The 25,211-nt window shown below is 56.1% G+C and carries 25 protein-coding genes; 13 read left to right on the forward strand and 12 right to left on the reverse strand.

Annotated features, from left to right (window positions below):
- Nucleotides 1-3: 3 nt before the first annotated feature.
- The 11 genes from AC2FHX_RS19255 to coxB all read right to left on the reverse strand — a co-directional run bounded on the left by AC2FHX_RS19255 (nt 4) and on the right by coxB (nt 9,116).
- A complete protein-coding gene (locus AC2FHX_RS19255) occupies nt 4-822 on the reverse strand; it encodes an MBL fold metallo-hydrolase (protein ID WP_496692885.1) in 819 nt (272 codons plus the stop codon).
- Between the two features lie 75 nt (nt 823-897).
- On the reverse strand, nt 898-1,524 hold the full coding sequence (locus tag AC2FHX_RS19260) for a hypothetical protein (RefSeq protein ID WP_496703319.1): 627 nt from the start codon (nt 1,522-1,524) through the stop codon (nt 898-900).
- A gap of 4 nt (nt 1,525-1,528) precedes the next feature.
- Nucleotides 1,529-2,113: a GNAT family N-acetyltransferase gene (locus tag AC2FHX_RS19265; RefSeq protein WP_142638004.1), complete on the reverse strand. Its 585-nt coding sequence runs from the start codon at nt 2,111-2,113 to the stop codon at nt 1,529-1,531.
- A complete protein-coding gene (locus AC2FHX_RS19270; protein WP_142638002.1) occupies nt 2,113-3,375 on the reverse strand; it encodes a M16 family metallopeptidase in 1,263 nt (420 codons plus the stop codon). The genes AC2FHX_RS19265 and AC2FHX_RS19270 overlap by 1 nt, the downstream gene beginning before the upstream one ends.
- Nucleotides 3,372-4,760, reverse strand: a complete 1,389-nt coding sequence (gene thrC / locus AC2FHX_RS19275; protein ID WP_496703317.1) for a threonine synthase — start codon at nt 4,758-4,760, stop codon at nt 3,372-3,374. Before thrC ends, AC2FHX_RS19270 begins: the two co-directional genes overlap by 4 nt.
- On the reverse strand, nt 4,757-5,434 hold the full coding sequence (locus AC2FHX_RS19280; protein ID WP_142637998.1) for an SURF1 family protein: 678 nt from the start codon (nt 5,432-5,434) through the stop codon (nt 4,757-4,759). The genes thrC and AC2FHX_RS19280 overlap by 4 nt, the downstream gene beginning before the upstream one ends.
- A gap of 155 nt (nt 5,435-5,589) precedes the next feature.
- Nucleotides 5,590-6,405 carry a cytochrome c oxidase subunit 3 gene (locus AC2FHX_RS19285; RefSeq protein WP_142637996.1) on the reverse strand — a complete coding sequence of 272 codons (816 nt, stop codon included), beginning with the start codon at nt 6,403-6,405 and terminating at the stop codon, nt 5,590-5,592.
- Nucleotides 6,406-6,427: 22 nt separating this feature from the next.
- Entirely contained in the window at nt 6,428-7,003 is a 576-nt protein-coding gene (locus tag AC2FHX_RS19290) for a cytochrome c oxidase assembly protein (protein ID WP_142637994.1), read from the reverse strand.
- Nucleotides 7,003-7,164: a cytochrome c oxidase system small membrane protein gene (locus AC2FHX_RS19295; RefSeq protein ID WP_185956706.1), complete on the reverse strand. Its 162-nt coding sequence runs from the start codon at nt 7,162-7,164 to the stop codon at nt 7,003-7,005. The genes AC2FHX_RS19290 and AC2FHX_RS19295 overlap by 1 nt, the downstream gene beginning before the upstream one ends.
- Entirely contained in the window at nt 7,161-8,117 is a 957-nt protein-coding gene (gene cyoE, locus AC2FHX_RS19300; protein WP_496694276.1) for a heme o synthase, read from the reverse strand. The genes AC2FHX_RS19295 and cyoE overlap by 4 nt, the downstream gene beginning before the upstream one ends.
- Nucleotides 8,118-8,204: 87 nt before the next feature.
- Nucleotides 8,205-9,116 carry a cytochrome c oxidase subunit II gene (gene coxB / locus AC2FHX_RS19305; protein WP_142637990.1) on the reverse strand — a complete coding sequence of 304 codons (912 nt, stop codon included), beginning with the start codon at nt 9,114-9,116 and terminating at the stop codon, nt 8,205-8,207.
- A gap of 176 nt (nt 9,117-9,292) precedes the next feature.
- Here coxB and tldD point away from each other — a divergent pair, with 176 nt between their 5' ends.
- From tldD to AC2FHX_RS19330, 5 genes are all read left to right on the forward strand, one after another.
- Nucleotides 9,293-10,714 carry a metalloprotease TldD gene (gene tldD, locus AC2FHX_RS19310; protein ID WP_496703314.1) on the forward strand — a complete coding sequence of 474 codons (1,422 nt, stop codon included), beginning with the start codon at nt 9,293-9,295 and terminating at the stop codon, nt 10,712-10,714.
- Between the two features lie 239 nt (nt 10,715-10,953).
- The gene (gene dprA, locus AC2FHX_RS19315; RefSeq protein ID WP_496703312.1) at nt 10,954-12,084 is read left to right on the forward strand and encodes a DNA-processing protein DprA; all 1,131 of its coding nucleotides are present in this window, start codon (nt 10,954-10,956) and stop codon (nt 12,082-12,084) included.
- Nucleotides 12,085-12,234: 150 nt separating this feature from the next.
- A complete protein-coding gene (gene topA / locus AC2FHX_RS19320) occupies nt 12,235-14,868 on the forward strand; it encodes a type I DNA topoisomerase (RefSeq protein WP_496703310.1) in 2,634 nt (877 codons plus the stop codon).
- 91 nt (nt 14,869-14,959) lie between these two features.
- Nucleotides 14,960-15,664, forward strand: coding sequence for a CoA transferase subunit A (locus AC2FHX_RS19325; RefSeq protein WP_142637982.1), 705 nt, complete (start codon nt 14,960-14,962; stop codon nt 15,662-15,664).
- Nucleotides 15,664-16,290, forward strand: a complete 627-nt coding sequence (locus AC2FHX_RS19330; protein ID WP_142637980.1) for a 3-oxoacid CoA-transferase subunit B — start codon at nt 15,664-15,666, stop codon at nt 16,288-16,290. Before AC2FHX_RS19325 ends, AC2FHX_RS19330 begins: the two co-directional genes overlap by 1 nt.
- 43 nt (nt 16,291-16,333) lie before the next feature.
- Here AC2FHX_RS19330 and AC2FHX_RS19335 read toward each other — a convergent pair whose 3' ends face one another.
- On the reverse strand, nt 16,334-17,200 hold the full coding sequence (locus AC2FHX_RS19335; protein WP_496703308.1) for a lytic transglycosylase domain-containing protein: 867 nt from the start codon (nt 17,198-17,200) through the stop codon (nt 16,334-16,336).
- Nucleotides 17,201-17,552: 352 nt separating this feature from the next.
- Between AC2FHX_RS19335 and AC2FHX_RS19340 the strand changes: the two genes are divergently transcribed.
- The 8 genes from AC2FHX_RS19340 to AC2FHX_RS19375 all read left to right on the forward strand — a co-directional run bounded on the left by AC2FHX_RS19340 (nt 17,553) and on the right by AC2FHX_RS19375 (nt 25,203).
- A complete protein-coding gene (locus AC2FHX_RS19340) occupies nt 17,553-17,759 on the forward strand; it encodes a hypothetical protein (RefSeq protein ID WP_142637976.1) in 207 nt (68 codons plus the stop codon).
- Nucleotides 17,760-17,840: 81 nt separating this feature from the next.
- Nucleotides 17,841-18,050 carry a hypothetical protein gene (locus tag AC2FHX_RS19345; protein WP_142637974.1) on the forward strand — a complete coding sequence of 70 codons (210 nt, stop codon included), beginning with the start codon at nt 17,841-17,843 and terminating at the stop codon, nt 18,048-18,050.
- Between the two features lie 143 nt (nt 18,051-18,193).
- Nucleotides 18,194-19,075 (forward strand): Flp pilus assembly protein CpaB, encoded by an 882-nt coding sequence (gene cpaB / locus AC2FHX_RS19350; RefSeq protein ID WP_142637972.1) that lies wholly within the window; start codon nt 18,194-18,196, stop codon nt 19,073-19,075.
- Nucleotides 19,076-19,269: 194 nt separating this feature from the next.
- Nucleotides 19,270-20,679, forward strand: coding sequence for a type II and III secretion system protein family protein (locus tag AC2FHX_RS19355; RefSeq protein WP_496703305.1), 1,410 nt, complete (start codon nt 19,270-19,272; stop codon nt 20,677-20,679).
- Between the two features lie 17 nt (nt 20,680-20,696).
- Nucleotides 20,697-21,326 (forward strand): OmpA family protein, encoded by a 630-nt coding sequence (locus AC2FHX_RS19360; RefSeq protein WP_282027744.1) that lies wholly within the window; start codon nt 20,697-20,699, stop codon nt 21,324-21,326.
- Nucleotides 21,327-21,520: 194 nt separating this feature from the next.
- Nucleotides 21,521-22,756, forward strand: a complete 1,236-nt coding sequence (locus AC2FHX_RS19365) for a CpaE/TadZ family protein (protein ID WP_282022129.1) — start codon at nt 21,521-21,523, stop codon at nt 22,754-22,756.
- A 24-nt stretch (nt 22,757-22,780) separates the two neighbouring features.
- Nucleotides 22,781-24,223 (forward strand): TadA family conjugal transfer-associated ATPase, encoded by a 1,443-nt coding sequence (locus tag AC2FHX_RS19370; protein ID WP_282022130.1) that lies wholly within the window; start codon nt 22,781-22,783, stop codon nt 24,221-24,223.
- Nucleotides 24,224-24,234: 11 nt separating this feature from the next.
- On the forward strand, nt 24,235-25,203 hold the full coding sequence (locus AC2FHX_RS19375) for a type II secretion system F family protein (RefSeq protein WP_142637962.1): 969 nt from the start codon (nt 24,235-24,237) through the stop codon (nt 25,201-25,203).
- The last annotated feature ends 8 nt before the right edge of the window (nt 25,204-25,211 follow it).

Consider the following 25,211-nt stretch of genomic DNA (forward strand, 5'->3'; position numbering starts at 1 on the left):
GCCCTATTCCAACTCGATCAGGTATTGCGGCTCTAACACAACCACCGTTGGCCGGTCCGGAAGTGAGCGCAGGGATACGGTGATTTCCGACACGCCATCGCGTTCAACAGGGAAATCCCCCCTGATATCCGCCAGAAACCGATCCAGCGAATAGTCCGAAAACCAATGCATCGGAATGATGACCGAACTCTTCAACCGTTTCAGAACTGTAATCATTTCGGGCAGCGGCATGGTCGTCCCACCATCCACCGCTGCCATAACAACATCCAACCGTCCAAGGGCCGCAAATTGCGCGTCCGACGGAATGTGGTGCAGATGACCCAGATGCCCAATGCACAACCCGGCAACCTCAAACACAAAGATCGAATTGCCACGTTCTTCGACCCCGCCATAGACGGACCGGATATCGGTCGAGACATTGCGCACCAACATCTCTTCCAGATCCAGATGATGTTCGATCCCCTCCCCGAACACGCCCCACCCTTCCAGCACATGCGGAATGGCAGGATCGGGATGCGCGGTCCAATGCGTGCCATGGGCGTGGTTCATCGTCACCACATCGGGAATCAAACTGGCCCCGCCGATGAAGCCGGTGAAATCTGTCACGGCGTTCAACCCGCCCGGTGTCTGGATCAGAAAAGAAGCATGCGCGACATAGCTGATCCGGACGGAATACTCCGGCACCGGATCTTGCCACCCCGCTTTATGCAGGTATTCGATCCCTGGTGCCGCATCCGCAATGGCGATGCAATGGCTTGGCCGCCGCTCCTGTGCCACAGCCCCGCCCGAGATCACCAAGAATGCCAAAACCACCCAGCGCATGACGTGATTGTAGCGCAGAGCAACGTTGAGTCACGACTGCAAAGTTAAATTGAACTTTCCGCGGGTTGAAGTGCCTTAAACCACGATGCACTTACGCAGCTTGAACGGGCGTGAGACCTTCGCCGCACGCAAGGCCGGTGCCAATGCGTCGCTCACAAAAAACGCGTCTCGCATTTGTGTGTCGATCCAGTTGTCGGGCCCATCCAACGCAGACACGCTCACGGCGATGTCCTTGTCTTGCATTGCGCCGGGCGGCTGCCAGATATCATAATTTGGGTAAGGCTTTGTGATGCGCGGTGATTGATCAGTCAGCACTGCTGTTTTTTGCGCCCCAAAGTTCAAGCAGAAATACTCGCCCTCAACCGGTGTGGTGCGATCGTGTTGAAACAGTTTGACTGGATAGAGATTTCCGTCACCAAGGTCGAATTGACGCAGAACAGACGCACAAGCGGAAGACACGGTCCAAGTCCCTCCAGCATTAAATAGGTCGGGCTGTTTCTTTTCCTTTTTGTCCTTGTATTCCGCGTACATTTCCTTGGGAAAGCGATTTTCCGGCAAGGGCTCACCAATGTTGTTCCGCTTCATAGAATCGACAGCAAGTTCGTTGTCTTTGAGATAGTTATCTTGATCAAACCCTTTGATACTAGAGGTGCTTACCATCGCACGGCTGATCCAAATCATTGGCTGTTTCGCCCGCGCCATGGTCCTACCCGGCTTCGGTCTTCCCGCGCCGGTCTGAGCGCAGGCAGGCATATAACACATGCGTTCGCCAGCGCCCGTCGATCTGCAGATAGGACTGCGCCACGCCTTCGTATTTAAAGCCCGAGCTTTCCAGCAACCTACGCGAAGGTTTGTTTTCGGGCAAACACGCCGCCTCGATCCGACTCAGGTCCAACCGCGTGAAGGCATGATGGACCACCGCGCCAATAGCTTCGCGCATATAGCCGTTGCGGGCAAAAGCCTGACCGGTCCAATAGCCCAGGGTCCCAGCCTGTGCCGGGCCACGGCGCACATTGTCCAGCGTGATCGCACCAACCAGCAGATCATCAGAGCGCCGGAACAGGAACAACGGAATCGCCGTCCCGCTCGCAACAGATCGCTGCGCCCAGTAGACCCGGTTGGTAAAGGACTTCCGGCTCAGATGATCCGAAGCCCAGATCGGCTCCCACTGGGTCAGAAAATCTCTGGACGAGCGCCGCAGCGCTGCCCAGTCATTAAAGTCGGAGTGCACGGGCGGGCGCAAGCTGAGCCGCTCGGTTTCAAGTTTCAGCTTGCGTCTGCCCAGAAGCATCACGCCGCGCGCCTCTCCTGCAAGTCCGCGAGTGTGGGTGCACCTGATACCGGACCATACAGCGCCAGCGCCGCTGGCGCTTGTGCTGCTATCTGTTCGGCAAAGCTGCGGACATCTTCGGTGCTGACCGCGTCAATCTTGGCGACTGTATCCTCAAGCGACGGCACCCGTCCCCAGATCTGCACCAGACGCGCCAGACGCTCGGCCCGGTTCGAGGGGCTTTCCAGCCCCATCAGCATTCCGGCCTTCATTTGCGCACGAGCACGGGCGACCTCTTCGGGGCTCATATCCTCGGCGGCACGCTTCATTTCGTCAATGGTGATCGTCGCCAACTCACCGATCTGATCCGCAGATGTGCCCGCGTAGATCGTGGTAGTGCCCGTGTCGGCATAGGCGCCGGCCTGGGCAAAGATCGTATAGCAAAGCCCGCGTGTTTCCCGAACTTCCTGAAACAAGCGCGAAGACATACCCCCGCCCAGCGCGGTCGAATAAATCTGCGCGGTATAGATCGCGTCGTCGCGATAGCCGGGGCTTTCCAGCGCCAAAGCGAAATGAGCTTGCTCCAGTTCTTTCTCCTGCCGCGCCTCACCACCGGTAAATCGGGCCACTTCAGGGATCAAACCCTTTCGTGGTTGCAGGTGACCAAACATCTCTTCGGCCGTTTTCATCAGTGCATCGTGATCCACCGCACCAGCAGCGGATAGGATCATCTGTTCAGGGCCATAATGCTCGGCCACGAAACCCGACAGATCCTCGCGCGAGAATGCGCTGACGCGTTCAGTGGGGCCAAGTATGGTCCGGCCCAAGGGCTGATCGTGATAGCTTTGCTCTTGCAGCCAGTCAAAGATTACATCGTCGGGCGTGTCATAGGCCTGACCGATTTCCTGTAGGATCACACCGCGTTCGACCTCAATCTCGCGCGGATCGAAGATCGGGTTCAGGACGATGTCACCGATGACATCCATCGCCAGCGCCACATCGTCTTTTAGAACGCGCGCGTAATAGGCCGTCACCTCGCGCGAAGTATAGGCGTTGATATACCCGCCCACATCCTCGATCGCTTCTGCAATTTGCAGCGCGGATCGCCGTTTGGTTCCCTTGAACGCCATATGCTCAAGGAAATGGGCTATGCCATTCTGTTCGATCCGCTCATTGCGCGCACCGGCGGTTACCCAGATGCCTATGGCCGCAGATTGCAGCCCCGGCATATGTTCACTGACGATACGGAAGCCGTTCTTCAGTTGGTCTTGTCTGACAGTCACTCGGCGATATGCCCTTTGATATGATCCTCAAGGGCGCCCAGATCATTGGCGATGCGGGTCACCCGTTCTGGACGTTCATACAGATCAGACATGCGAGAGGGAAGAGGCGGATGTACGCCACTCGCCTTCTCGACCGCAGCCGGGAACTTGGCCGGGTGTGCGGTCGCCAAAGTGATCATCGGGACGTTCGCGTCGCGGTGCTCCTCGGCAACTTTGATACCCACGGCAGTATGGGGGCAGACCAGTTCGGTGCTGTGGGCCAGCGTGGCTGTGATCGTCGCCAGTGTTTCCTCTTCGGACACGCGGCCCGAGTCGAAGCTTTCGCGCAACGCTTCCATCGCGCCTTGGCTGACATTGAAGCCGCCCGTCATCAGCTCGTCCATCAGCTGAGCCACAGAATTGCCATCCTCGTCATAGGCATAATACAGCGCCCGTTCAAAGTTCGAGCTGACCTGAATATCCATCGAAGGGCTGATCGAAGGGATCGTGTCTCCCTTGAAATACCCTTCGCCTGCCAGACACCGATGCAGAATGTCATTCTGGTTGGTCGCCACTACCAACCGGTCAATCGGCAAGCCCATGCGTTTGGCCAGATAGCCCGCAAAGATGTCCCCGAAATTACCCGTAGGCACGGTAAAGCTGACCTTGCGATGTGGCGCGCCAAGGCTGACCGCGGCTGAGAAGTAATAGACGATCTGTGCCAGCACGCGGGCAAAGTTGATCGAGTTCACCCCCGCCAGTTTCACACCGTCACGGAAGTCGAAATCATTGAACATATCTTTCAGCGCGGCCTGACAGTCGTCAAAGTCCCCGTCGACGGCCAGAGCATGCACATTGCTGTCCGAAGGTGTGGTCATCTGACGACGCTGCACCTCGGAAACGCGGCCATGCGGATACAGGATAAACACGTCTACCGCATCCAGCCCCCGGAACGCCTCAATCGCGGCAGAACCGGTATCACCGCTGGTCGCGCCCACGATAGTCACCCGATCCCCGCGACGCTTTAGCGCTACCTGGAACAACTGACCGATTAGCTGCATGGCGAAGTCTTTGAAGGCCAGTGTCGGGCCGTGAAACAACTCCAGCAGGAAGTGGTTCTCGTTCAACTGCTTCAACGGTGCGCGGGCGTCATGGCCGAACCCTTTATAGGCGCGGGCAATGATCTGTTTGAACTCATCTTCCCCAAATGATCCGCTGACATAGGGCCACATCACACGAAAGGCGATCTCCTCATAGGACAGGCCGGCCAAAGCAGCGATGTCATCCTGGCTCATCACCGGGATCTCGGCGGGCAGATACAGGCCGCCGTCGCGGGCCAGCCCGGTCAGCATCGCCTCTTCAAAACTCAGTTCGGGCGCCTGCCCGCGGGTTGAGACATATTTCATTGCGCTTCACTTTCTGATGGGGCGCGACCGCGCCACAGGAAATAACCAGTCATCGCAGCCCAGACCAAAGCCAGGCCAAACCATGTGATCGCGTATCCCAGATGATCATTCGGGATGCCCGCAGTGTCCACTGGCAGAGGGGTCACATTCGGATCGGTTTGGGACCGTGCGATCAGCAGAACCGGGTCGGTTCCCAGAGCTGCGGCAAGAGCGGGAACATCGCGGGCAAACCAGATATTAGCAGACAAATCGGGTTCGGGCGTATAGCCGTCGATCTCATCCGGCCAGTGCAGATTGCCCGTCAGTTCGATCTGCCCGGTATGTCTTTCAACCTGTTTGGCAGTGGTTGGGATAAAACCGCGATCGACCAGAATAGTCCGGTCGCCAGTATCGAAAGCTTGGATAACTCGATAGCCAGCGCCTACTTGTTTCACCGAAACCAGAACATGGATTTCACCCGGCTGCATCTCACCCTGGACGAAAACCGGTAAGTACTTGTCCCGTGTCTCGGAAGGCTGCTGCGGCAGGGAAACAGGTTCGGCGGAGATCCGGTCGTTAATCTCGGCCAACACGTCTTGTTTCCACCCAAGCCGCTGTACCTGCCAGACGCCCAGCGACACAAGTACGCCCAGACCGGCGAGCCCGAAGATCAGCAGGAAAGTTATGCGGCGCATGGCGGGGTCAAACCTTGTTGCAGAAACCGGCGTCTTGTTAAGGGCGGTGTGAACTGAATTGCAACCACCCATTTGTATCGGGTGCAATCTTGCACCCTGATAGAGAAAAAGCCGCCCGTGGGGGCGGCTTTTGCAATTTTGTTACCGGTCCGGCGTCAGATCAAAGGGGCTTGTCCCCAGATATAGACTGCGAAGAACAGGAACAGCCAGACAACGTCAACAAAGTGCCAGTACCAGGCCGCGGCCTCGAAACCGACGTGCTTTTCCGGCGTGAAATCACCCTTCAGCGCCCGGATCAAACAGACCGACAAGAAGATGGTGCCGATAATCACGTGGAAGCCGTGAAAGCCGGTTGCCATGAAGAAGTTCGAATAGAACTGATCACCACCGAATTTCCAGCCCTCATGGGCCAGCAATTCGTAGTACTCAAAGCCCTGCAGAGCGGTAAAGGCGATGCCCAAAACGATACCAATAGCGAGGCCGTTGATCAGCGCCTTGCGGTCATTGTCATGCACCAGCGCGTGGTGTGCCCAGGTGATGGCACAGCCCGAAAGCAGCAAGACCAGCGTGTTGATCAGCGGCAAGTGGAACGGGTCAACCGCGTGGATATCCGGCTGGATGTACTCGGTGCCCGCATAGTCGTACATCGGGTACATGCGGTGTTTGAAGAACGACCAGAACCAGGCGAAGAAGAACATCACCTCGGACATAACGAACAGGATGAACCCATAGCGCAAGCCAATGCGCACGACCGGCGTGTGATCGCCTACACGGCTTTCGGCCACCACTTCGGACCACCAGGCGAACATGGTGTAAAGAACCGCAACAAGACCGGCCCAGAACATGTAGGAGGTGACGCCGTGCATCCAGAGGACGGCCCCGAACAACATTACAAAGCCGCCCGCGGCGCCGATCAGTGGCCAGATCGAAGGGGTCAGAATGTGGTAATCATGATTTTTTGCGTGTGCCATCAGCGTCCCTCACCTACAGGCGTTAGTTCTTGTTTGTATCAGCCTGAACATCAAGGGCGGCATAGCCCTCGGGCAGGTCAATTTCGTAGAATGTATACGACAGAGTGATCGTATGCACATATTTGGCTTCCAGATCCTCGACCATTTCGGGATCGACGAAAAAGCTCACCGGCATCTGAACCCGTTCTCCGGGTTGCAACACCTGTTCTTCAAAACAGAAACAGGCGATCTTCTGGAAATACCCACCGGCCGAATAAGGCGCAACGTTGTAAGACGCCTGACCGGCAATCGGGCGGTCCGTAGGGTTATATGCCTCATAGAAGGCCAGGCCCGTTTCACCGATGCGGATTTCCATCTGGCGCTCGACCGGCTTAAATTCCCAGGCCATGTCTTTCGCCTTTGAGGCGTCAAAGCGAACGGTAACAGTGCGCTCAAGGATGTCCTCTGGCGCGGCTTCAGCCACTCCGGTTGTGCCGCCATACCCGGTGACCCGGCAAAACCAGTCGTAAAACGGTACCGAAGCCCAGGCGAGACTGCCCATCAGAACAACAACGCCGACAGTTTGCACGACGGTTTTTTGCGGCCCCGTGAGCGCCATCAGTTCTGCACCTCTTGCATGGCCCTGTTAAAATCGGTCCCTGAGACTTTGACGATCGTCAGCCCAAAGATCAGCACGATGAATGCAGCAAGCGTCAGGCCAACGCCCAGATTTCGGCTGAACCGACGTTGATGCAACTCATGGCTTTTGCGCAGGCTCATGCCCAGCCTCCCAGCCCGTAAGGCTTCAGCAGTGCTTCGGCAAGGATCGCGCCGAAATGCAGGAAAAGATACAGCAGCGAGAGCTTGAAAAAGCCACGCTCAACTTTGAAGTTGTCAGCCTCGGAATCATCTTCGGTCCGACGCGAGATTGCCCATGCTCCGCGCAGGAACAACGCGTTCAGTACAATAGCGACGGTCAGATAGATCGGGCCGCCGATTGCCGAAAAGCCGGTTCCAATCGCAAGCACTGCCAGCAGAACGGTGTAGACCAGAATATGCCAGCGCGTCGCCCGCCGACCATGGGTTACCGTCAACATCGGCACACCCGCATCGTCGTAATCCGACCGCATAAACAGGGCCAGCGCCCAGAAATGCGGCGGCGTCCACATGAAGGTGAGGGCAAACATCAGCCAAGGTTCGACGGACATGGATCCGGTTGCAGCGACCCAGCCGATGACCGGCGGGAAAGCCCCAGCTGCGCCGCCAATCACGATGTTCTGTGGCGTCGAGCGCTTGAGCCACATCGTGTAGACAACGACATAGAAGAAGATGGTGAAGCCCAGAAAGGCTCCTGCGAACCAGTTGGTTGCAAGACCCAACATGATCACCGACAGGCCGGACAGTGCCAGGCCCAAGGCCATCGCTTCGCCCTCTTGTACCTTGCCCGACGGTATTGGGCGACCTTTGGTGCGATTCATAACGCGGTCGATATCTGCATCCCACCACATGTTCAGCGCGCCGGATGCGCCACCTCCGATGGCAATGAACAATATCGCGCAGAACCCAACGAACGGATGTACCGGTACCGGCGCTGCCAGCAGACCAACAAGCGCCGTGAATACAACCAGCGACATCACGCGCGGCTTCAGCAGGGCGAAGTAATCGCCAAAGCTGGCCTCATTCGCATACGCTTGGGCGGTCGTTTGGCTTGCATTGATGCTTGCGTCGCTCATCTCGGGTCCTTTTGGGGCGAAGGCTGTGCGATCTCTCGCACAGCCTGCATCTTGTAGCAGGCGGGACGCATCCCGCCCTTACTGAAATCAGTTCGAAGCGACCTGATAATTCTGCGGCAGGCCCGCATACTCGTCGATCGCACCTTTCAGCCACGCGTCATACGCCTCTTGGCTGACAACTTTGACAGTGATCGGCATATAGGCATGGTCTTTGCCGCACAGTTCCGAACACTGGCCGAAATAGATGCCTTCCTTTTCGGCCTCAAACCACAGCTCAGCCAGGCGTCCGGGTACACCGTCCTGCTTCACACCGAAGGACGGAATGGTCCAGGAATGGATCACGTCGGACGCAGTCACTTGCATCACGATGACCTTGCCAACCGGGACAACAACCGCTGTGTCGGTGGCCAGCAGCCACTCATCGTCGCTATACCCTGCGTCTGCCAGCTTGGCCCGCATCGCGTCATCCAGGACAAACGCCGTCACGTCCGCATCGGCGGGGCGGGTACCTTCGTCCAACGTGGCCGGATGGCCAAGCAGATAGCTGTCGAATGCAAAATCGTGATCGACATACTCATATGTCCAATACCACTGGTTGCCGACAACCTTGATAACGACATCACCTTCGGGAATTTCCTGCTGCTTGAACAGAACCGGCAGAGAGAAAGCACCGATGAATACTAGAATCAGAATCGGACCCAACGTCCAGACGATCTCGACCGGAGTATAGTGCGAGAATCGCGCTGGGGTCGGGTTGACGCGTTGGTTATAACGCATGATGCAGTAAACCAGCAGGCCCGCAACGAATATGCAGATCGCGGTGATAATCACCAGAATCATATTATCCAGGCGATGAATCCCCTCGGCAAGGCTTGTGGCTGCAGGCTGGAATCCTATGCCGCCGTCAACCGGCTGACCAATAATCTCAAGCTCCTGAGCCATGGCGGGAAGGCTGGAGAGGGCTGTCATAAGCCCCGAAAGCTTTAAAGCGTTCTTCATTTTCTGTCCTGATCGTTTGATCTTTGCGTCCCTGGCGAAAAGGTGTGAATCGGCCACACCTCACCCGTTGTCTTTGGCCGCGTTAAAAACCATATTCCTGCGGGTAGATAAAGCAAAATGCTTGCGTCAAACAGACGCTATTTTTGATCTGGATCAAACTCGAAAGGTCCCAAGAGATGCCCAACGACCCGTTTCGCCCGTTTGAAAGCGCTCTTCCACATGACGAAGCGCTTGCGGTACTGCAATCCGCCACCGCCGGGGCCGAGGACGGAGAACTGTACGTTGAACGCCGGAAATCCGAGTCTCTGGTCTTTGATGACGGGCGCTTGCGGACCGCTTCTTATGACGCGTCCGAAGGTTTCGGCCTGCGCGCCGTGCAGGGCGAAGTGGCAGGCTATGCGCATTCAACGGACGTCTCGATTCCTGCCCTGAAACGGGCCGCCGAGACCGCGCGGCTGGCGGTCGGTGATGGTGGCGGAACGCTAGTTGATGCCCCCCGGGCCACCAACAAGCGCCTTTATACAGACGAAGACCCGATCGAATCTGCCAGCTTCCCCGTCAAAATCGAAACATTGCGCGAGATTGACGCCTTTGCCCGTGATCTTGATCCGCGTGTAGTACAGGTCAGCGCCACTATTGCTGCTGCGGTGCAGGAGGTTGAGATTCTACGCCCTGACGGCATTCTGGTCCGCGATGTCCGCCCCATGACCCGGTTGAATATCTCGGTCATCGTAGAACAGAACGGCCGTCGTGAGAGCGGCTCGACCGGTGGAGGTGGCCGGATCGGCCTGGACGGGCTGATCGATCCAACCGACTGGCAGGATAAAGCCCGCGAGGCCCTTCGCATCGCCATGGTCAACCTCGAGGCTGTTCCCGCCCCTGCGGGCGTGATGGAGGTCGCACTGGGCCCTGGCTGGCCCGGCATCTTGCTGCACGAAGCGATTGGCCACGGCCTTGAAGGGGATTTCAATCGCAAGGGCAGTTCCGCCTTTGCCGGGCTGATGGGTCAACAGATCGCGTCCAAAGGTGTTACGGTCGTTGATGACGGCACAATCGCAGACCGGCGCGGGTCAATCAGCGTCGATGATGAGGGCACACCCAGTTCGCGCACTGTGCTGATCGAAGACGGCATCCTGACCGGATATATGCAGGATCGCCAAAACGCCCGTCTGATGGGTGTTGCACCAACCGGGAATGGGCGGCGTCAAAGCTATGCCCATAAACCAATGCCACGGATGACAAATACAATCATGCTGGGTGGCGATGCCGATCCCGCCGCTTTGGTAGCCGATATAAAGGATGGCATCTGGGCGGTTGGCTTTGGCGGCGGCCAGGTGGATATCACCAATGGCAAGTTTGTGTTTTCCTGCACCGAGGCATACCGGGTTGAAAACGGCAAAATCGGCGCGCCGGTCAAAGGGGCAACATTGATTGGCGATGGCCCCTCTGCCCTCAAACGCGTTCGCGGGTTGGGCAACGACATGGCCTTGGATCCGGGAATGGGCACGTGTGGCAAGGATGGCCAATGGGTGCCCGTGGGCGTCGGTCAACCTACGGTCCTGATGGATGGGCTGACGATTGGAGGATCGGCGGCCTAAGTAGAATCGGTCACTGCTTCCAAAGCGCAGGGTTAACGCCCCGCTTTGGATATGCATTGATACTTTGCGGAGAGGCGTTTTCCGACTTCCGACTCGGCTGTATTTTTTGCCGTTGTTTTTCAACAACCTACGCAACTGAGACAACTGAGACTCGAAATATATCCGGAAAATTTGACGGGATTCACACGCTGTTAACCCTGGCAGCCGTAAACCAGTTCTGCAATCAGACGGAGCAACGGATGACCGAAGAGCAGCTTTCTTCCAATCACCCCACACTCCCACCCACCACGGAAGAGGATCGGTTTTCCTGGCTTCGTCTGTTGCGTTCTCGCAAAGTGGGCCCGGCGACGTTTCGGCGGCTGCTTCGCGAACATGGCTCGGCGCAGAATGCGCTGGCCGCGCTGCCGGAAATGGCACGCGCCGCCGGAATAGAAGGGTATGAAATCTGCCCGCCCGGCGTGATTGAGGCGGAACTCAAGGCCGCAAAAGCTGCCAATGCGCGGCTTTTGTGCCTAGGGTCCGCCGATTTCCCATCCGCTTTACATGATCTGAATGATGCTCCGCCAATGTTGTGGGCAATCGGCGACCTCTGTCTTTTACAGCGCCCCTCGGTCGCTATGGTCGGTGCCCGCAACTGCTCATCTTTGGGCGCGCGAATGGCGCGCGGATTGGCGACTGATCTGGGAAAACAGGGTTATGTGATCGTTTCTGGCCTGGCCCGCGGGATTGATACCGCGGCGCACCTAGCCACGGTTGAAACAGGCACCATCGCCGTTATGGCGGGAGGGGTCGACGTGGTTTACCCTGCTGAAAATACCGATCTTGCCGCTGAAATCGCAGGTTCCGGGCTGCGCGTCTCGGAGCAACCCATGGGCGTCACGCCACAGGCGCGCCATTTCCCGCGTCGCAACCGGATCATCTCGGGCCTGGCAAAGGCCGTTATTGTGGTCGAAGCCGCCGCCAAATCCGGCAGCCTGATTACAGCGCGCGACGCCTTGGACCAGGGGCGCGATGTTCTGGCTGTGCCCGGACACCCGTTTGACGCACGCGCGGCTGGCTGCAACCTGCTGATCCGCGACGGTGCTACTTTGATAAGGTCTGCAGAAGATGTGATCGAAGCGCTACCGCAGCAAGCGATCCTATTCGAACCCCAGCAAATGCTCCAAAAGAATTTACCCCGCACACCATGCTCAACCAATGACCTGGAACGCCTAATTCTGACCCGGCTCGGCCCCTCTCCTATCGCCGAAGACCAGTTGATCCGCGATGTTGAGGCAACGGCGGGTGAAATTGCCCCGGTTTTGGTCGATCTGGAACTGGACGGACGTATTCAACGCCAACCCGGGGGTCTTCTGTCATTGACCGCCTGAGTGTTGGATATCCAATCTTACACATGTATCCCATTGAAATCGCGTATAAATCCTTGCCTTCAAAGGAACGCATTGACAATTCGCTCTTGCCCTACACATCTTGCACACTCATAGAAGGCGCCAATTCCGTCGAGCGAGGTTTCCCCTTAAATGCCTGTAGTTGTTGTAGAATCCCCTGCCAAGGCCAAAACAATCAATAAATATCTTGGCCCGGACTACACGGTTCTGGCGTCTTACGGCCATGTTCGAGATCTGCCGCCCAAAGATGGCTCGGTCGATACCGAGGATGAGTTTGCGATGAAATGGGAGGTCGGGAACGACAGCCGCAAACATGTCAAAGCCATCGCCGACGCGCTGAAAGAAGACAACGCCCTGATCCTCGCCACCGACCCCGATCGTGAGGGTGAAGCGATCAGTTGGCATTTGCAGGAAGCACTGACCAAACGCCGGTCGATCAAAAAGGATACGCCTGTCAGCCGGGTGACCTTCAACGCCATCACTAAGGACGCAGTGACCGAGGCAATGCGAAACCCCCGTCAGGTGGACATGCCACTTGTCGAGGCCTATCTGGCCCGCCGTGCGCTGGATTATCTTGTGGGGTTCAACCTGTCGCCCGTCTTGTGGCGCAAACTGCCTGGTGCAAAATCCGCAGGCCGCGTGCAGTCTGTCTGCCTGCGCCTGATCGTCGAGAGAGAGATGGAAATCGAGGCGTTCAAACCGGTGGAATACTGGTCGGTGCGCGCCCTGTTCGAAACACCCCGTGGTCAGACCTATGAGGCACGCCTGGTCACACTGGCCGGTAAAAAGCTGGACAAGCACGATCTGTCCAACTCAACCCAGGCCGAACTGGCGGTGCAGGCGATCACCAGCCGCGCGCTCAGTGTCACTTCGGTCGAGGCGAAACCCGCCGCTCGAAATCCCAGCGCACCCTTCATGACCTCGACCCTGCAGCAAGAGGCCAGCCGCAAGTTCGGCATGGGTGCGCGTCACGCGATGCAAGTGGCACAGCGCTTGTATGAGGCCGGCTACATTACCTATATGCGAACCGATGGCATCGACATGGCCCCCGAGGCCGTGGCGGCTACGCGCGAGACCATCGCCGACCGCTATGGCGCGGAATATGTGCCGGACAGCCCTCGCATCTATAAGAACAAGGCAAAGAACGCGCAGGAAGCCCACGAATGCATCCGGCCTACGGATATGACCCGCGATGCCAAAGCGCTGAAGGTAACGGACGACGATCAGCGCAAGCTCTATGACCTGATCTGGAAACGCACCATTGCCTGCCAGATGGCCGCTGCCCGGCTGGAACGCACAACTGTCGAAATCGGAAGCGAAGATGGGCAGGTTGGCCTGCGCGCGACCGGTCAGGTGGTGATGTTTGACGGGTTCATGCGTGTCTATGAAGAAGGCCGCGATGATGTCGCCGATGAGGATGACAAACGCCTGCCCCAGATCATGCAGGGCGACCCTGCACGGTTCTCTAAAACCACGTTGCGGGATCAGTTCACCAAAGCGACAAGCGATGGCACGGACCGGGCCGCGAAAGAGGCCATTCTGTCAGACAATGAATCAGTTCTGGCGCTGCAACATCACACTCAACCGCCGCCGCGCTATACCGAGGCGACGCTGGTCAAGCGGATGGAAGAGCTGGGGATCGGGCGACCGTCGACCTATGCCTCGATTGTCACAACGATTCAGGACCGGGAATATGTACGCAAGGACAAGAACCGGCTGATCCCCGAAGAAAAGGGACGGATCGTCACGATTTTTCTGCTAAACTTCTTCCGTCAGTATGTCGGTTATGAATTCACCGCCAATCTGGAAGAACAGCTGGACGATGTGAGTGCAGGTGATCGGGACTATAAGGATCTGCTGAGCAAATTCTGGCGCGACTTCTCGGCCGCGATTGGCGAGACATCGGAACTGCGCATTTCCGAAGTGCTGGACAAACTGGACGAAGCACTGGCACCGCAGCTCTATCCGCCACGCGAGGATGGATCTGACCCGCGTGTCTGTCCGAAATGCGGCGCGGGCCAGTTGCACCTGAAAACTTCACGCACTGGCGGGTTCGTCGGCTGCGGCAACTATCCCGAATGCACCTATACCCGTCCTATCGCCGGTGAAGGTGCCGAGGGTGAAGAGCGCCTGCTGGGTGAAGATTCAGGTGATGATATCTGGCTGAAGACCGGTCGGTTCGGACCTTATGTTCAACGTGGAGAGCCAACGCCCGAGAACAAGAAACCTCCGCGCGCCTCGCTGCCACGTGGCTGGAGCAAGGATGATATGGATCTGGACAAGGCGCTGACATTGCTATCCCTGCCCCGCCAGATTGGTGAGCACCCCGAGGGCGGTATGATCAGCTCGAATTTCGGGCGGTTCGGACCATATCTGATGCACCAGCTGACGGATGAGGCCAAACCGGTTTATGCAAACCTCAAAGACCCCAATGACGTGTTCGAGATCGGCATGAACCGCGCGGTCGAATTGCTTGCTGAAAAGCGCTCCAATCCGGGACGCGGACGCCGGGCTGCGGCCAAAGCGCTGAAAGAACTGGGGGAACATCCCGATGGTGGCGCAATGCAGGTCCTGGATGGGCGCTATGGTCCATATGTGAAGTGGGAAAAGGTCAACGCGACCATTCCTAAGGACATCAAACCCGAGGACGTAACGCAGGAAATGGCCATCGAACTGGTCAATGAGCGCGCGGCCCTGAAAGGGACCAAGAAAAAGGCGGCGCCCAAGAAAAAAGCCGCCAAGAAGACAACCAAGAAGGCCGGTTAGGTAGAAATACCACCCTTCGCCCGGTTTCATTGACTTCCCCGTGACGTGACGGCACAACCTGCCCAACACCATCTCATTGGGGGAGTTTTCCATGAAGAAAATCTATGCCAATGCCAACGAAGCGCTCGATGGCGTGCTTTCGGATGGCATGTTGATCGCCGCTGGCGGGTTTGGCCTGTGCGGGATTCCCGAGCTGCTGCTTGAGGCAATCAAGACCTCGGGTGCCAAAGACCTGACCTTTGCCTCGAACAATGCGGGCGTGGACGATTTCGGTATCGGTATCCTGCTGCAAACGAAGCAGGTCAAAAAGATGATCAGTTCATATGTGGGCGAAAACGCCGAATTCATGCGTCAGTACCTCAGCGGTGAGCTTGAACTGGAATTCAACCCTCAAGGCACCCTGGCCGAACGGATGCGCGCAGGTGGTGCCGGGATCCCGGGTTTCTACACAAAAACGGGCGTAGGCACCGTTATCGCCGATGGCAAAGAACACAAGGACTTCAACGGCGAGACCTATATTCTCGAAGAAGGTATTTTTGCAGATCTGGCGATTATCAAGGCGTGGAAAGCCGACGACACCGGCAATCTGGTGTTCCGCAAGACCGCCCGAAACTTCAACGTGCCCGCCGCCACTTGCGGCAAGATCTGTGTGGTCGAAGTTGAAGAGATCGTGCCCCGTGGCTCTCTGGACCCTGACATGATCCACCTACCTGGAATTTACGTGCATCGCATCATTCAGGGCAATCACGAAAAGCGCATCGAACAGCGCACCACCCGCAAGAAGGAGGACGCATAATGCCCTGGGACCGCAATCAGATGGCCGCCCGCGCAGCGCAAGAGCTCGAAGACGGCATGTATGTAAACCTCGGCATCGGTATCCCGACGCTGGTGGCAAATTATGTTGGCGACAAGGATATCACCCTGCAATCCGAAAACGGAATGCTTGGTATGGGTCCCTTTCCTTTCGAGGGCGACGAAGACCCGGACCTGATCAACGCAGGCAAGCAGACGATCACCGAACTTTCTCGGACTGCTTATTTCGACAGCGCTACGTCTTTCGCCATGATCCGGGGCGGCAAAATCGCTGCGGCAATCCTGGGTGCTATGGAAGTGGATGAAAAAGGCGATCTGGCCAACTGGATGATTCCCGGCAAGCTGGTCAAAGGCATGGGCGGCGCGATGGATTTGGTTGCAGGCGTCGGACGTGTGATCGTGGTTATGGATCACACCAACAAACACGGTGAATCGAAAGTGCTGAAAGAGTGCACCCTGCCGCTGACCGGCAAGGGTGTTGTGGATCGCATCATCACCAATTTTGGAGTTCTGGATGTGGTCGATGGCGGCCTGAAGATCGTAGAGCTCGCAGATGGTGTCAGCGAAGATGAGATGCGCGCCGCGACACAGGCGACGATTGTCGACTGATCAATTCACCTAATGGCAAGGCCCACTTCAGTGTGGGCCTTGGTCAATTAAGAGCCTGAAACACGCACCCGTCAGAAATCAACTCGGGCGGTGTCGAACACAGCGCTCGCGCCACCTGAAAAGCCGCGAGAACCTTGGGCACATAATCCCGTGTTTCCGCATAAGGCGGTACACCACCATGTTTGCGAACCGCACCCTCGCCCGCATTATATCCGGCCAGGACCAGGATCGGGTCGTTTCCAAACTCTTCCATCAGCCAGTTCAGGTATTTCACTCCGCCCGAGATGTTCTGCCCCGGGTGAAGGCTGTCCTCGACCCCAAATCGTTTCGCGGTCGCGGGCATAAGCTGCATCAGCCCCTGCGCTCCGGCCGAACTTTCCGCCTTCTCCCGGCCCGCCGATTCAACCGAGATGACGGCCAGCACCAACGCAGGCGACACATTTGTCCCTACGGTCGAGCGTAAAATGTCGATCCCCTGCCGTTGAGCAATATTCTGAAGCGTCTGCAATCGGGGCGAGGCTACGTTTATGGCGGCAAGCGCATTTATCGAGTCCTGCAAACGACCCGAACTGGCCTCATCTATCCCGGGCGAGATCTTGTCCCAGAACGCTTTATATGACCCGACGGGTTTGTTTTGCGGCGTAATTCCCGGAAGCCCCGGAGGCGTAACACGTGTCCTCGCGATAATCTCAGGAACTACGATCTCAGCCCCTGTGCTGGGCGCCGAAGGTGCTGAGGCATGTTCTGTAGGCGATATCTGAACGGTAATGCGCGGACGTTGGCCGGGTTTAGGTGCTTTGATCCGTTTATATACGCCACGCGGTTCGACTTCGTTGGCGGGGACAGACACAGGTGCGGACACCACTGCCAGCGCCAAGCCGGCGCAAGTTATTGCGTTCCGGAGATTCATTTGCCTGCCTCACGTTCTCTTTTGCGTCAATTTGAACCCCGAATCTGTCTGTAAGGCCAGAAAAACAATGTGAATTGGGGCAATTTCGCCTCATTTGGCGCCATTTTGCATCGGGTTTTATCGGTACTCGTACGGAGGGAATATTTTTATTACTTTAATTTCAATCAGTTAAACGGAAAGCTACCAAAAAGTTAAGCTGAGGCACAAAAATTTGGGGTTTGGCCCAATTCCTGCCACGCCCAACAGGCAAACATAATGCCATACCGAGACGATCGGGAGCGGACTGAGAGACGAAGCTCTGGAAGACGCCGAGGTTCATTAGACTTATTAGATCCTTTAGGAGGGACGTAACATGATCAAGTTCATCAAGAACTTCACCACTGACGAAGACGGCGCCGTAACAGTAGACTGGGTCGTTCTGACCGCAGCTGTTGTTGGCCTGGCCGCTGTTGCTTGGACACAGGTTAGCGACGGTGTCGACGATCTGGCTGGCGACATTGACACCGCCCTGACGGGTGTTGTTGTTACTGCACCTAACGCGGGCCCAACAACCCCGTAATTATTTAGATAGAATTTTGAAGGGGGCTGCGCTCGTCAGATCGCGGCCCCCTTTTTTATAGAAAAAAGACGAGGTCCTGCGATGAAGGGTATTTCAAAATTCTTATCCGGGGAACATGGCGCAATCACCGTTGATTGGGTGGTGCTTACTGCTGCGCTGGTCGGCCTTGGACTTGTCACCGTATTCAATTTGACGGGCGGGGTACAACACGTCGATACCGAGACGGGTAACGCACTTCGCGGTATAGAGGTCTATTCTGCGAATCAGGAACAGGCATCGGAATCAGATTGATCAATCTGGCACTAAGGACACGGGCGTCAAAAAAATACTTCATTGTCCCCCTTTTCGACACAATTCTCCTGTAACCAATAGTCAGTTGAAGTCGTATTCCCTATGACGACTGACATCGCATACAAATAAATGAGGGAACGCGCATGCGTGCAGTATTTGGACTTGTCCTGATTGTTGGGGTGGCTCTGGCAGGAGGAGCTGTTTATATGGCGCGGGACTATATTTCTCAGTATCAGGCGGAATTGGCCAGAGAACGTTTGGCGGCTCAGGAAGCATTGGCAAATGTTAAGTCCGTCCCGACGGTGGACGTTCTGGTTTCGAACCGTGCTCTTAAGTATGGTGAGCGTCTGGCCGCTGAAGATGTGCGGATCGTGAAATGGCCTGAGGATGCAATTCCCGAAGGAAGCTTCCTTGAAATGGCCGTCCTGTTTCCAGAGGATGCAAGTGGCGACCGCTTCGTTCTGAGGACCATGGAAAAAGACGAAGCCCTGATGGAGGTCAAAGTAACCAAACCAGGCGAGGCAGCGGGTCTGACATCACGAATCGCGAAAGGTAAGCGCGCATTTGCAATCAGCGTGGACGTTGCCTCGGGCGTATCCGGCTTCCTTCGCCCTGGTGACAGTATCGATGTTTATTGGACCGGTTCATATGGTGGCGGAATCGACGGGTCGCGCGGCGAAATCACCCGCCTGATTCAAACCAGCATTGAGTTGATCGCTGTTGACCAGAGCGCCGGGTCCGATCTGACCGGAGCCACGATCGCGCGCACCGTTACGGTCGCTGCTACTCCGGAACAAATCGCGGCACTGGCTCAGGCTCAGAACACCGGCCGCCTGTCTTTGGCGCTGGTTGGCGTGCAAGACGACACAATCGCAAGCGCGGTCGAAGTTGACCAAAGAAAACTTCTGGGCATTAAAGATGTCGTCCCCGTGGCACCCAAAATCGCGGAAGAGGTCTGTACGGTCAAGACACGCCGCGGTGCCGAGATCGTCGACACGGGAATAGTAACACCCTGCACAAATTAACAGAAAATCAGTGCGTTACATGACCGGGGCCGCGCGAATTGCGCGGCCCTAATTTGTTCGCATGTTGCGCATTGTCCACATAAGGAAAATTCCAGAAACCATTGATTATTGCAATAAATTCTCAATTCGCGCAGTGTTATCAGACATAAGGCAGTAGCCGCAAAAAACGAGGCGTGATCGGAGAGGCAGGTCACATGAAAAGAAGTTCCTGGATAAGCGCAGCCCTATTGGGCTTGGCGCTCGTAGTTGGCCCAGTCGGCAATGCTGCCTGGGCTGAAACACTTCGCGTGGTAAAGAAGGGTACAGCGGAAACGCTTGATGTGCCAATGAACCGCGCAATAGTTGTAGAAAGTGAGCAACCGTTTGCCGAACTCAGCATCGCCAATGCAGGCATCGCTGATATTTCGTCGCTTTCGGATCGTACTATCTATGTTTTGGGTAAGGCTCCTGGCCTGACGACCCTGACATTGTTCGACGGTGCAGGTAATCTACTTGCTAATGTTCGGGTCCGTGTGGCACCGGATGTTACCGAGTTTAAAGAACGTCTGCGCCAGATTTTGCCAACCGAGCCTATCGAAGTTCGCACCGCCAATGACGGTATCGTTCTTTCTGGCACAATTTCTAGCGCTGCCAAGTTGGCGCGGGCATTGGAGCTGGCAGAGCGCTATGCACCGGAGCGCGTATCGAACCTCATGTCGGTTGGCGGCGTTCAGCAGGTCATGCTGAAAGTGCGCTTTGCCGAGATGAATCGGTCGGTAGCTAAAAGCCTGACTGCATCGCTTGGTTTCGGCGGCAGTGACGTGAATGGTGGTATCAACACGCTGAACAATGCTGGCGCTCTGGCAAATGCCCTGACCAACAACACCATTCCGGCGGTACAGACGAATACCGGCGCAATTCTGTTCGGCTTTGGCGCAGGCTCCACACAGGTTCGTCTGCTGCTGGAGGCACTCGAGTCCAAAGGACTGGCGCGCAGCCTAGCAGAGCCTAACCTATCCGCACTTTCGGGTCAGGAAGCGACGTTCCTTGCAGGTGGTGAAGTTCCTATTCCGGTACCGCAGGACGACGGCGTAATTGCGATTGAATACAAAGCCTTCGGTGTTGAAATCGACTTTATCCCCCGCGTTGTGGATGGTGATCTGATCAACCTTGAAATGGCTGCTGCCGTGTCAGCTATCGATGGTTCGTCGAACTTCACCATTCAAGGTGATAATGTTCCATCTTTCATCACACGCCAGACCAGCACAACGGTTGAGCTGCGCGATGGTGAAAGCTTTGCGATCGCTGGCTTGATCCAGGATGATTTCACCGACCTGAACAGCCAGATTCCTTGGTTGGGTGACGTCCCGGTTCTTGGCGCCCTCTTCCGCAGCGCGGAATATCAGCGTCAGCAAAGTGAACTGGTGATCATCATCACAGCCCACCTTGTGTCGCCGACTCGTGGCGAGGCACTGGCTCTGCCTACGGATCGGGTCAAACCGCCCAGCGAATTTGATCTATTCGTCAATGGCAAAGTCGGTCGGACTGAACGTCTGGGTGCCGGTGCAGCTTCGGAAGTCGCGAATCAGGACTTCGGTAGCTCGTACGGCTACGTCCTGGATTGATTAGGAGGATAGGACCAATGCAGAAGTGGATCATCACACTGGGTCTTTCGGTCGCTGTCGCCGCATGTACGCGTGAGGCCGGATACGAAGCCGATCAGGGCGCGTTCGGGAATGCGACACTGAACAACATTCAAGTAATGAATGGCGAACTGACATATGCCCAGATCCTGGGCCAACGGTTCGCAGCCGAAGTGCCGACCCAGATCAACTTTGATTTCAACAGCGCTCAACTGGACGAAACAGCTCAGCGAGTACTCTTGCGTCAGGCGAACTGGATCAAACAGTTCCCCGAGGCACGGTTCCGGGTCTATGGCCATACGGATGCTGTTGGATCAACGGCATATAACCAAAGCCTGGGCCAGCGGCGCGCAAATGCGGCTGTTGCGTTCCTTACGCGGCAGGGTATCTCTCGCTCGCGGTTGGAGGCGGTTGTTTCATTCGGTAAGTCACGACCTCTTGTGGCTACGCCGGATCGAGACCGTCGCAACAGGCGCACCGTGACCGAAGTATCAGGCTTCGTTGATCGTGCACCCCAGCTACTCGATGGCAAATACGCCGCTATCGTCAATCGTGAGTACGTGGAAAGCGCGGTTTATGAATCCCAGCTGCGCCGCGAAACCGCTATTGGCGATACAAGCGAACAATAAACTGTGATTGGGCGGCATCGTCGCCCAATTCCCTACAATTGGTTCTTTTGCGCCTAATTCTTGCCTAAGTTCCAAGCCACATTTTCAACAATTGGGTGACCTGCGTCCGAAAATGGCCGCAATAGGGTGACAGCAAGCCAATCCTGTCCTCTGGGCCAGGATGGTTCGCCTACCCTTCGACGAGGATTGTGTTAATGACAAGCGCCACGCCGCAAAACGAAGAGACCGCAATTCTGGCCTGCACGATCAGTCGTGATGTCCAGAATTTCGATCTGCTTATAGAAGATATGGAAGGCGCTTTGGGTGAGCGTTGGGGCGATCTCGGCTTTGCCGAAGCCCTGACATTTTTCAACCAACCCGAGGCGAATTCACTGCAATTTGTCGCGTTGGCCATTGATGGCGAGGATGAAGACAACCTGTCACTGATGGGTGAAATCATCACACAGGCAAAAGACAAAAAAATCAAAATAGTTCTGATCGCCGAGGACGTGACCCCGGCTTCGCTGCATCAGTTGTTGCGCAAGGGCGCGGACGAATTCGTCCCCTACCCTCTTCCAGAAGGTGAATTGCAAGAAGCAATCGACCGGATGAACAAACCCGAACCCGTCGCCGTTGCCCCCGGATCAGATGCCGCACGTGCAGCTGGCGACTCTAAAGAGGGTGCTTTGTTTGTGATTCAGGGACTTGCCGGTGGGGTCGGGTCGACGACTATGGCCGTCAACCTAGCTTGGGAACTGGCAACGGTCTCTGACAAAGAGGCCCCTTCGGTTTGTTTGATTGACTTGGACCTGCAATACGGAACGGTTTCGACCTATCTGGATCTTCCCCGTCGAGAAACTGTATTCGAGATGCTGTCTGATACGGCGGCAATGGATGATGACGTCTTCAACCAGGCGCTTCAGTCCTATGAGGACAAGCTGCAGGTGCTAACTGCGCCTTCGGATATGGTGCCTTTGGATCTGATTACGCAAGAAGATATCGAACGGGTGATCGAAAAGGCGCGAAAGCACTTCGATTATGTGATCGTCGACATGCCAACGACATTGGTTCACTGGTCGGAAACTGTACTGCAGGCCGCCCATGTTTACTTTGCCCTGATAGAACTGGACATGCGATCGGCTCAGAACGCATTGCGCCTCAAGCGCGCTTTACAGGCCGAGGAACTACCCTTCAATAAGTTGCGTTTCGCTCTCAATCGCGCCCCGAAATTTACCGATCTGAATGGTAAGGGCCGGGTCAAGCGCATGGGTGAAAGCCTGGGTATCTCTATTGATCTTCAACTGCCGGATGGCGGCAAACCGGTGATGCAAAGCGGTGATCACGGTCTGCCATTGGCCAACGCTGCGGCCAAGAACCCACTGCGCAAGGAAATCGCAAAGCTTGCGAAGTCGCTGCACAGCCTGGGCAGCAGTAGCGCCGAAGCCGCATAACACAATCCCACAGGGAGAGCCGCCGTGTTTTCAAGATACAAAAAACCCGAAGCACAACCGGTCCAGGCACCGGCTAAATCGCCCGAGGCCACACCTGCACCTGCAGCGGAGCAAGCATCAACCGCTACTGCAGTTGCCCGGCGACCCACCCCCAAAAAGGCGGCCGAGGTTGTAGGGGCGGACAAGGAACGCAAGCGCAAAGAGCGTCTGGGCGAAATCAAGATCGAACTCCACCGCGAGCTTCTTGAAAACCTGAACCTTGCGGCCCTTGAGAAAGCTGGAGAATCCGAGCTACGCTCGGAAATCAGTGCGATTGCCAGTGAGGTTCTGGAATCCCGCAACATCGTTCTGAACCGCGACGACCGGCAGCAGCTGAACAAGGAACTGTATGATGAAGTAACCGGTCTTGGCCCTCTCGAGACCTTGCTTCAGGACGACTCTGTCAGCGATATTCTGGTCAACGGCCCGCAGCAAATTTTCGTTGAACGGTTCGGTAAGCTAGAAATCAGCGACGTTACCTTTAAAGACGAAAAGCACCTGATGCGGATCATCGACAAGATCGTATCCGCCGTGGGCCGCCGTGTTGACGAATCCAACCCATATGTGGACGCCCGTCTGGCGGATGGCTCGCGTTTCAACGCCATGGTGCCACCGATTGCCGTTGACGGCTCGCTGGTATCCATTCGTAAGTTCAAAAAAGATAAGCTGGCCATTGATGACCTGGTGAATTTTGGTGCCTTCACCGAAGAAATGGCCGCCTATCTACAGGCTGCTGTATCTACACGCCTGAATGTGATCGTATCGGGCGGTACCGGTTCCGGTAAAACAACCACGCTAAACGCATTGTCCAGCTTTATCGACGACGCCGAGCGTATTCTGACCATCGAGGATACAGCGGAACTCCAGCTGCAACAGTCTCATGTTGGCCGGATGGAAAGCCGCCCGCCTAACGTCGAAGGCAAGGGTGAAGTCAGCCCCCGCGATTGTCTGAAAAACGCCCTTCGTATGCGTCCCGACCGTATCATCGTGGGTGAGACACGGGGCTCGGAAGTTATCGACATGCTACAGGCCATGAACACTGGCCATGATGGCTCGATGACAACGATCCACGCGAACTCGGCCCGAGACGGGATTTCGCGTCTTGAAAACATGATCGCGATGGCCGGGATCGAAATGCCGATCAAGGCCGTCCGTAGCCAGATCTCCAGTGCTGTGAACCTGATCGTTCAGGCAAGCCGCCTGCAGGACGGCTCGCGGCGCATGACTTCGATCACCGAAATCACTGGTATGGAAGGCGATGTGATTTCCATGCAGGAAATCTTTCGTTTTCAACGCGTTGGGTTAACACCCGACAACAAGATCATTGGCCATTTTACCGCGACAGGCGTTCGCAGCCACTACTCCGAACGCTTCCGTCTGTGGGGCTATGATCTGCCCCCTTCGATTTACGAACCAACGACTATGTAGGAGATCTTGAAATGCAACTGCCTATGGAGGCACTGATCTACGTCGCGATCTTCGTAGGCGTACTTGCGTTGGTTGAAGGAATCTATCTGGTTGCCTTCGGAAAATCCATCAGTCTGAACAGCCGCGTGAACCGCCGTCTGGACATGCTGGATAAAGGCGTCGGGCGCGAACAAGTTCTGGAACAGCTGCGCAAGGAAATGCAGCAGCATATGAAGTCCCAGAGCATTCCGCTCTATTCCCTGTTGGCGGACAAGGCTCAGAAGGCCGCCATCGCCTTCACACCCCGTCAGTTGATCCTGATTATGGTGTTGGTGACAGGCTTTGCCTTTATGGGGCTCAGTATTGCAACGGGAACGGAAACCATAATGCGGGCCGCTATTTCGGTCGCAATCGGTGTTGGCGGTGTCTATGCGTGGGTAAACAACAAGGCCAAAAAGCGTATGGCAATGCTGGAAGAACAGTTGCCAGATGCTGTGGAATTGATGGTTCGGTCGCTTCGCGTCGGGAACCCTTTTGTGTCCACCATTCAAATCGTCGCAAATGAAGTCCAGGATCCACTCGCCACTGAATTCGGGGTTATCGCTGATGAATGTGCCTATGGCCGTGACGTCGGTGAATCTCTCAAAGATCTCGCACAACGACTTGATATGCAGGATCTACGGTTTTTGGCAGTGGCCGTCGGCATCCAACAGCAATCCGGTGGTAACCTGGCCGAAATTTTGGCCGGTCTGGCCAAGGTGATCCGGGCCCGTTTTCGACTTTTCCGGCGCGTCAACGCCATCACAGCCGAGGCAAAATGGTCAGGAAAATTCCTATCTGGATTTCCACTGTTCTGCCTGGGATTCATTTTGGTGAACGACCCCGGGTACTATGACGAAGTTATGGATCACCCATGGTTCATTCCTGCCTGTTTCTTTGTCGGCATCATGCTGACACTGAACCTGATCGTCATGCGCATTCTAACCGACATCAAGGTCTGAGGACACCA

This window comes from Ruegeria sp. CDSC042 (assembly GCF_059610745.1).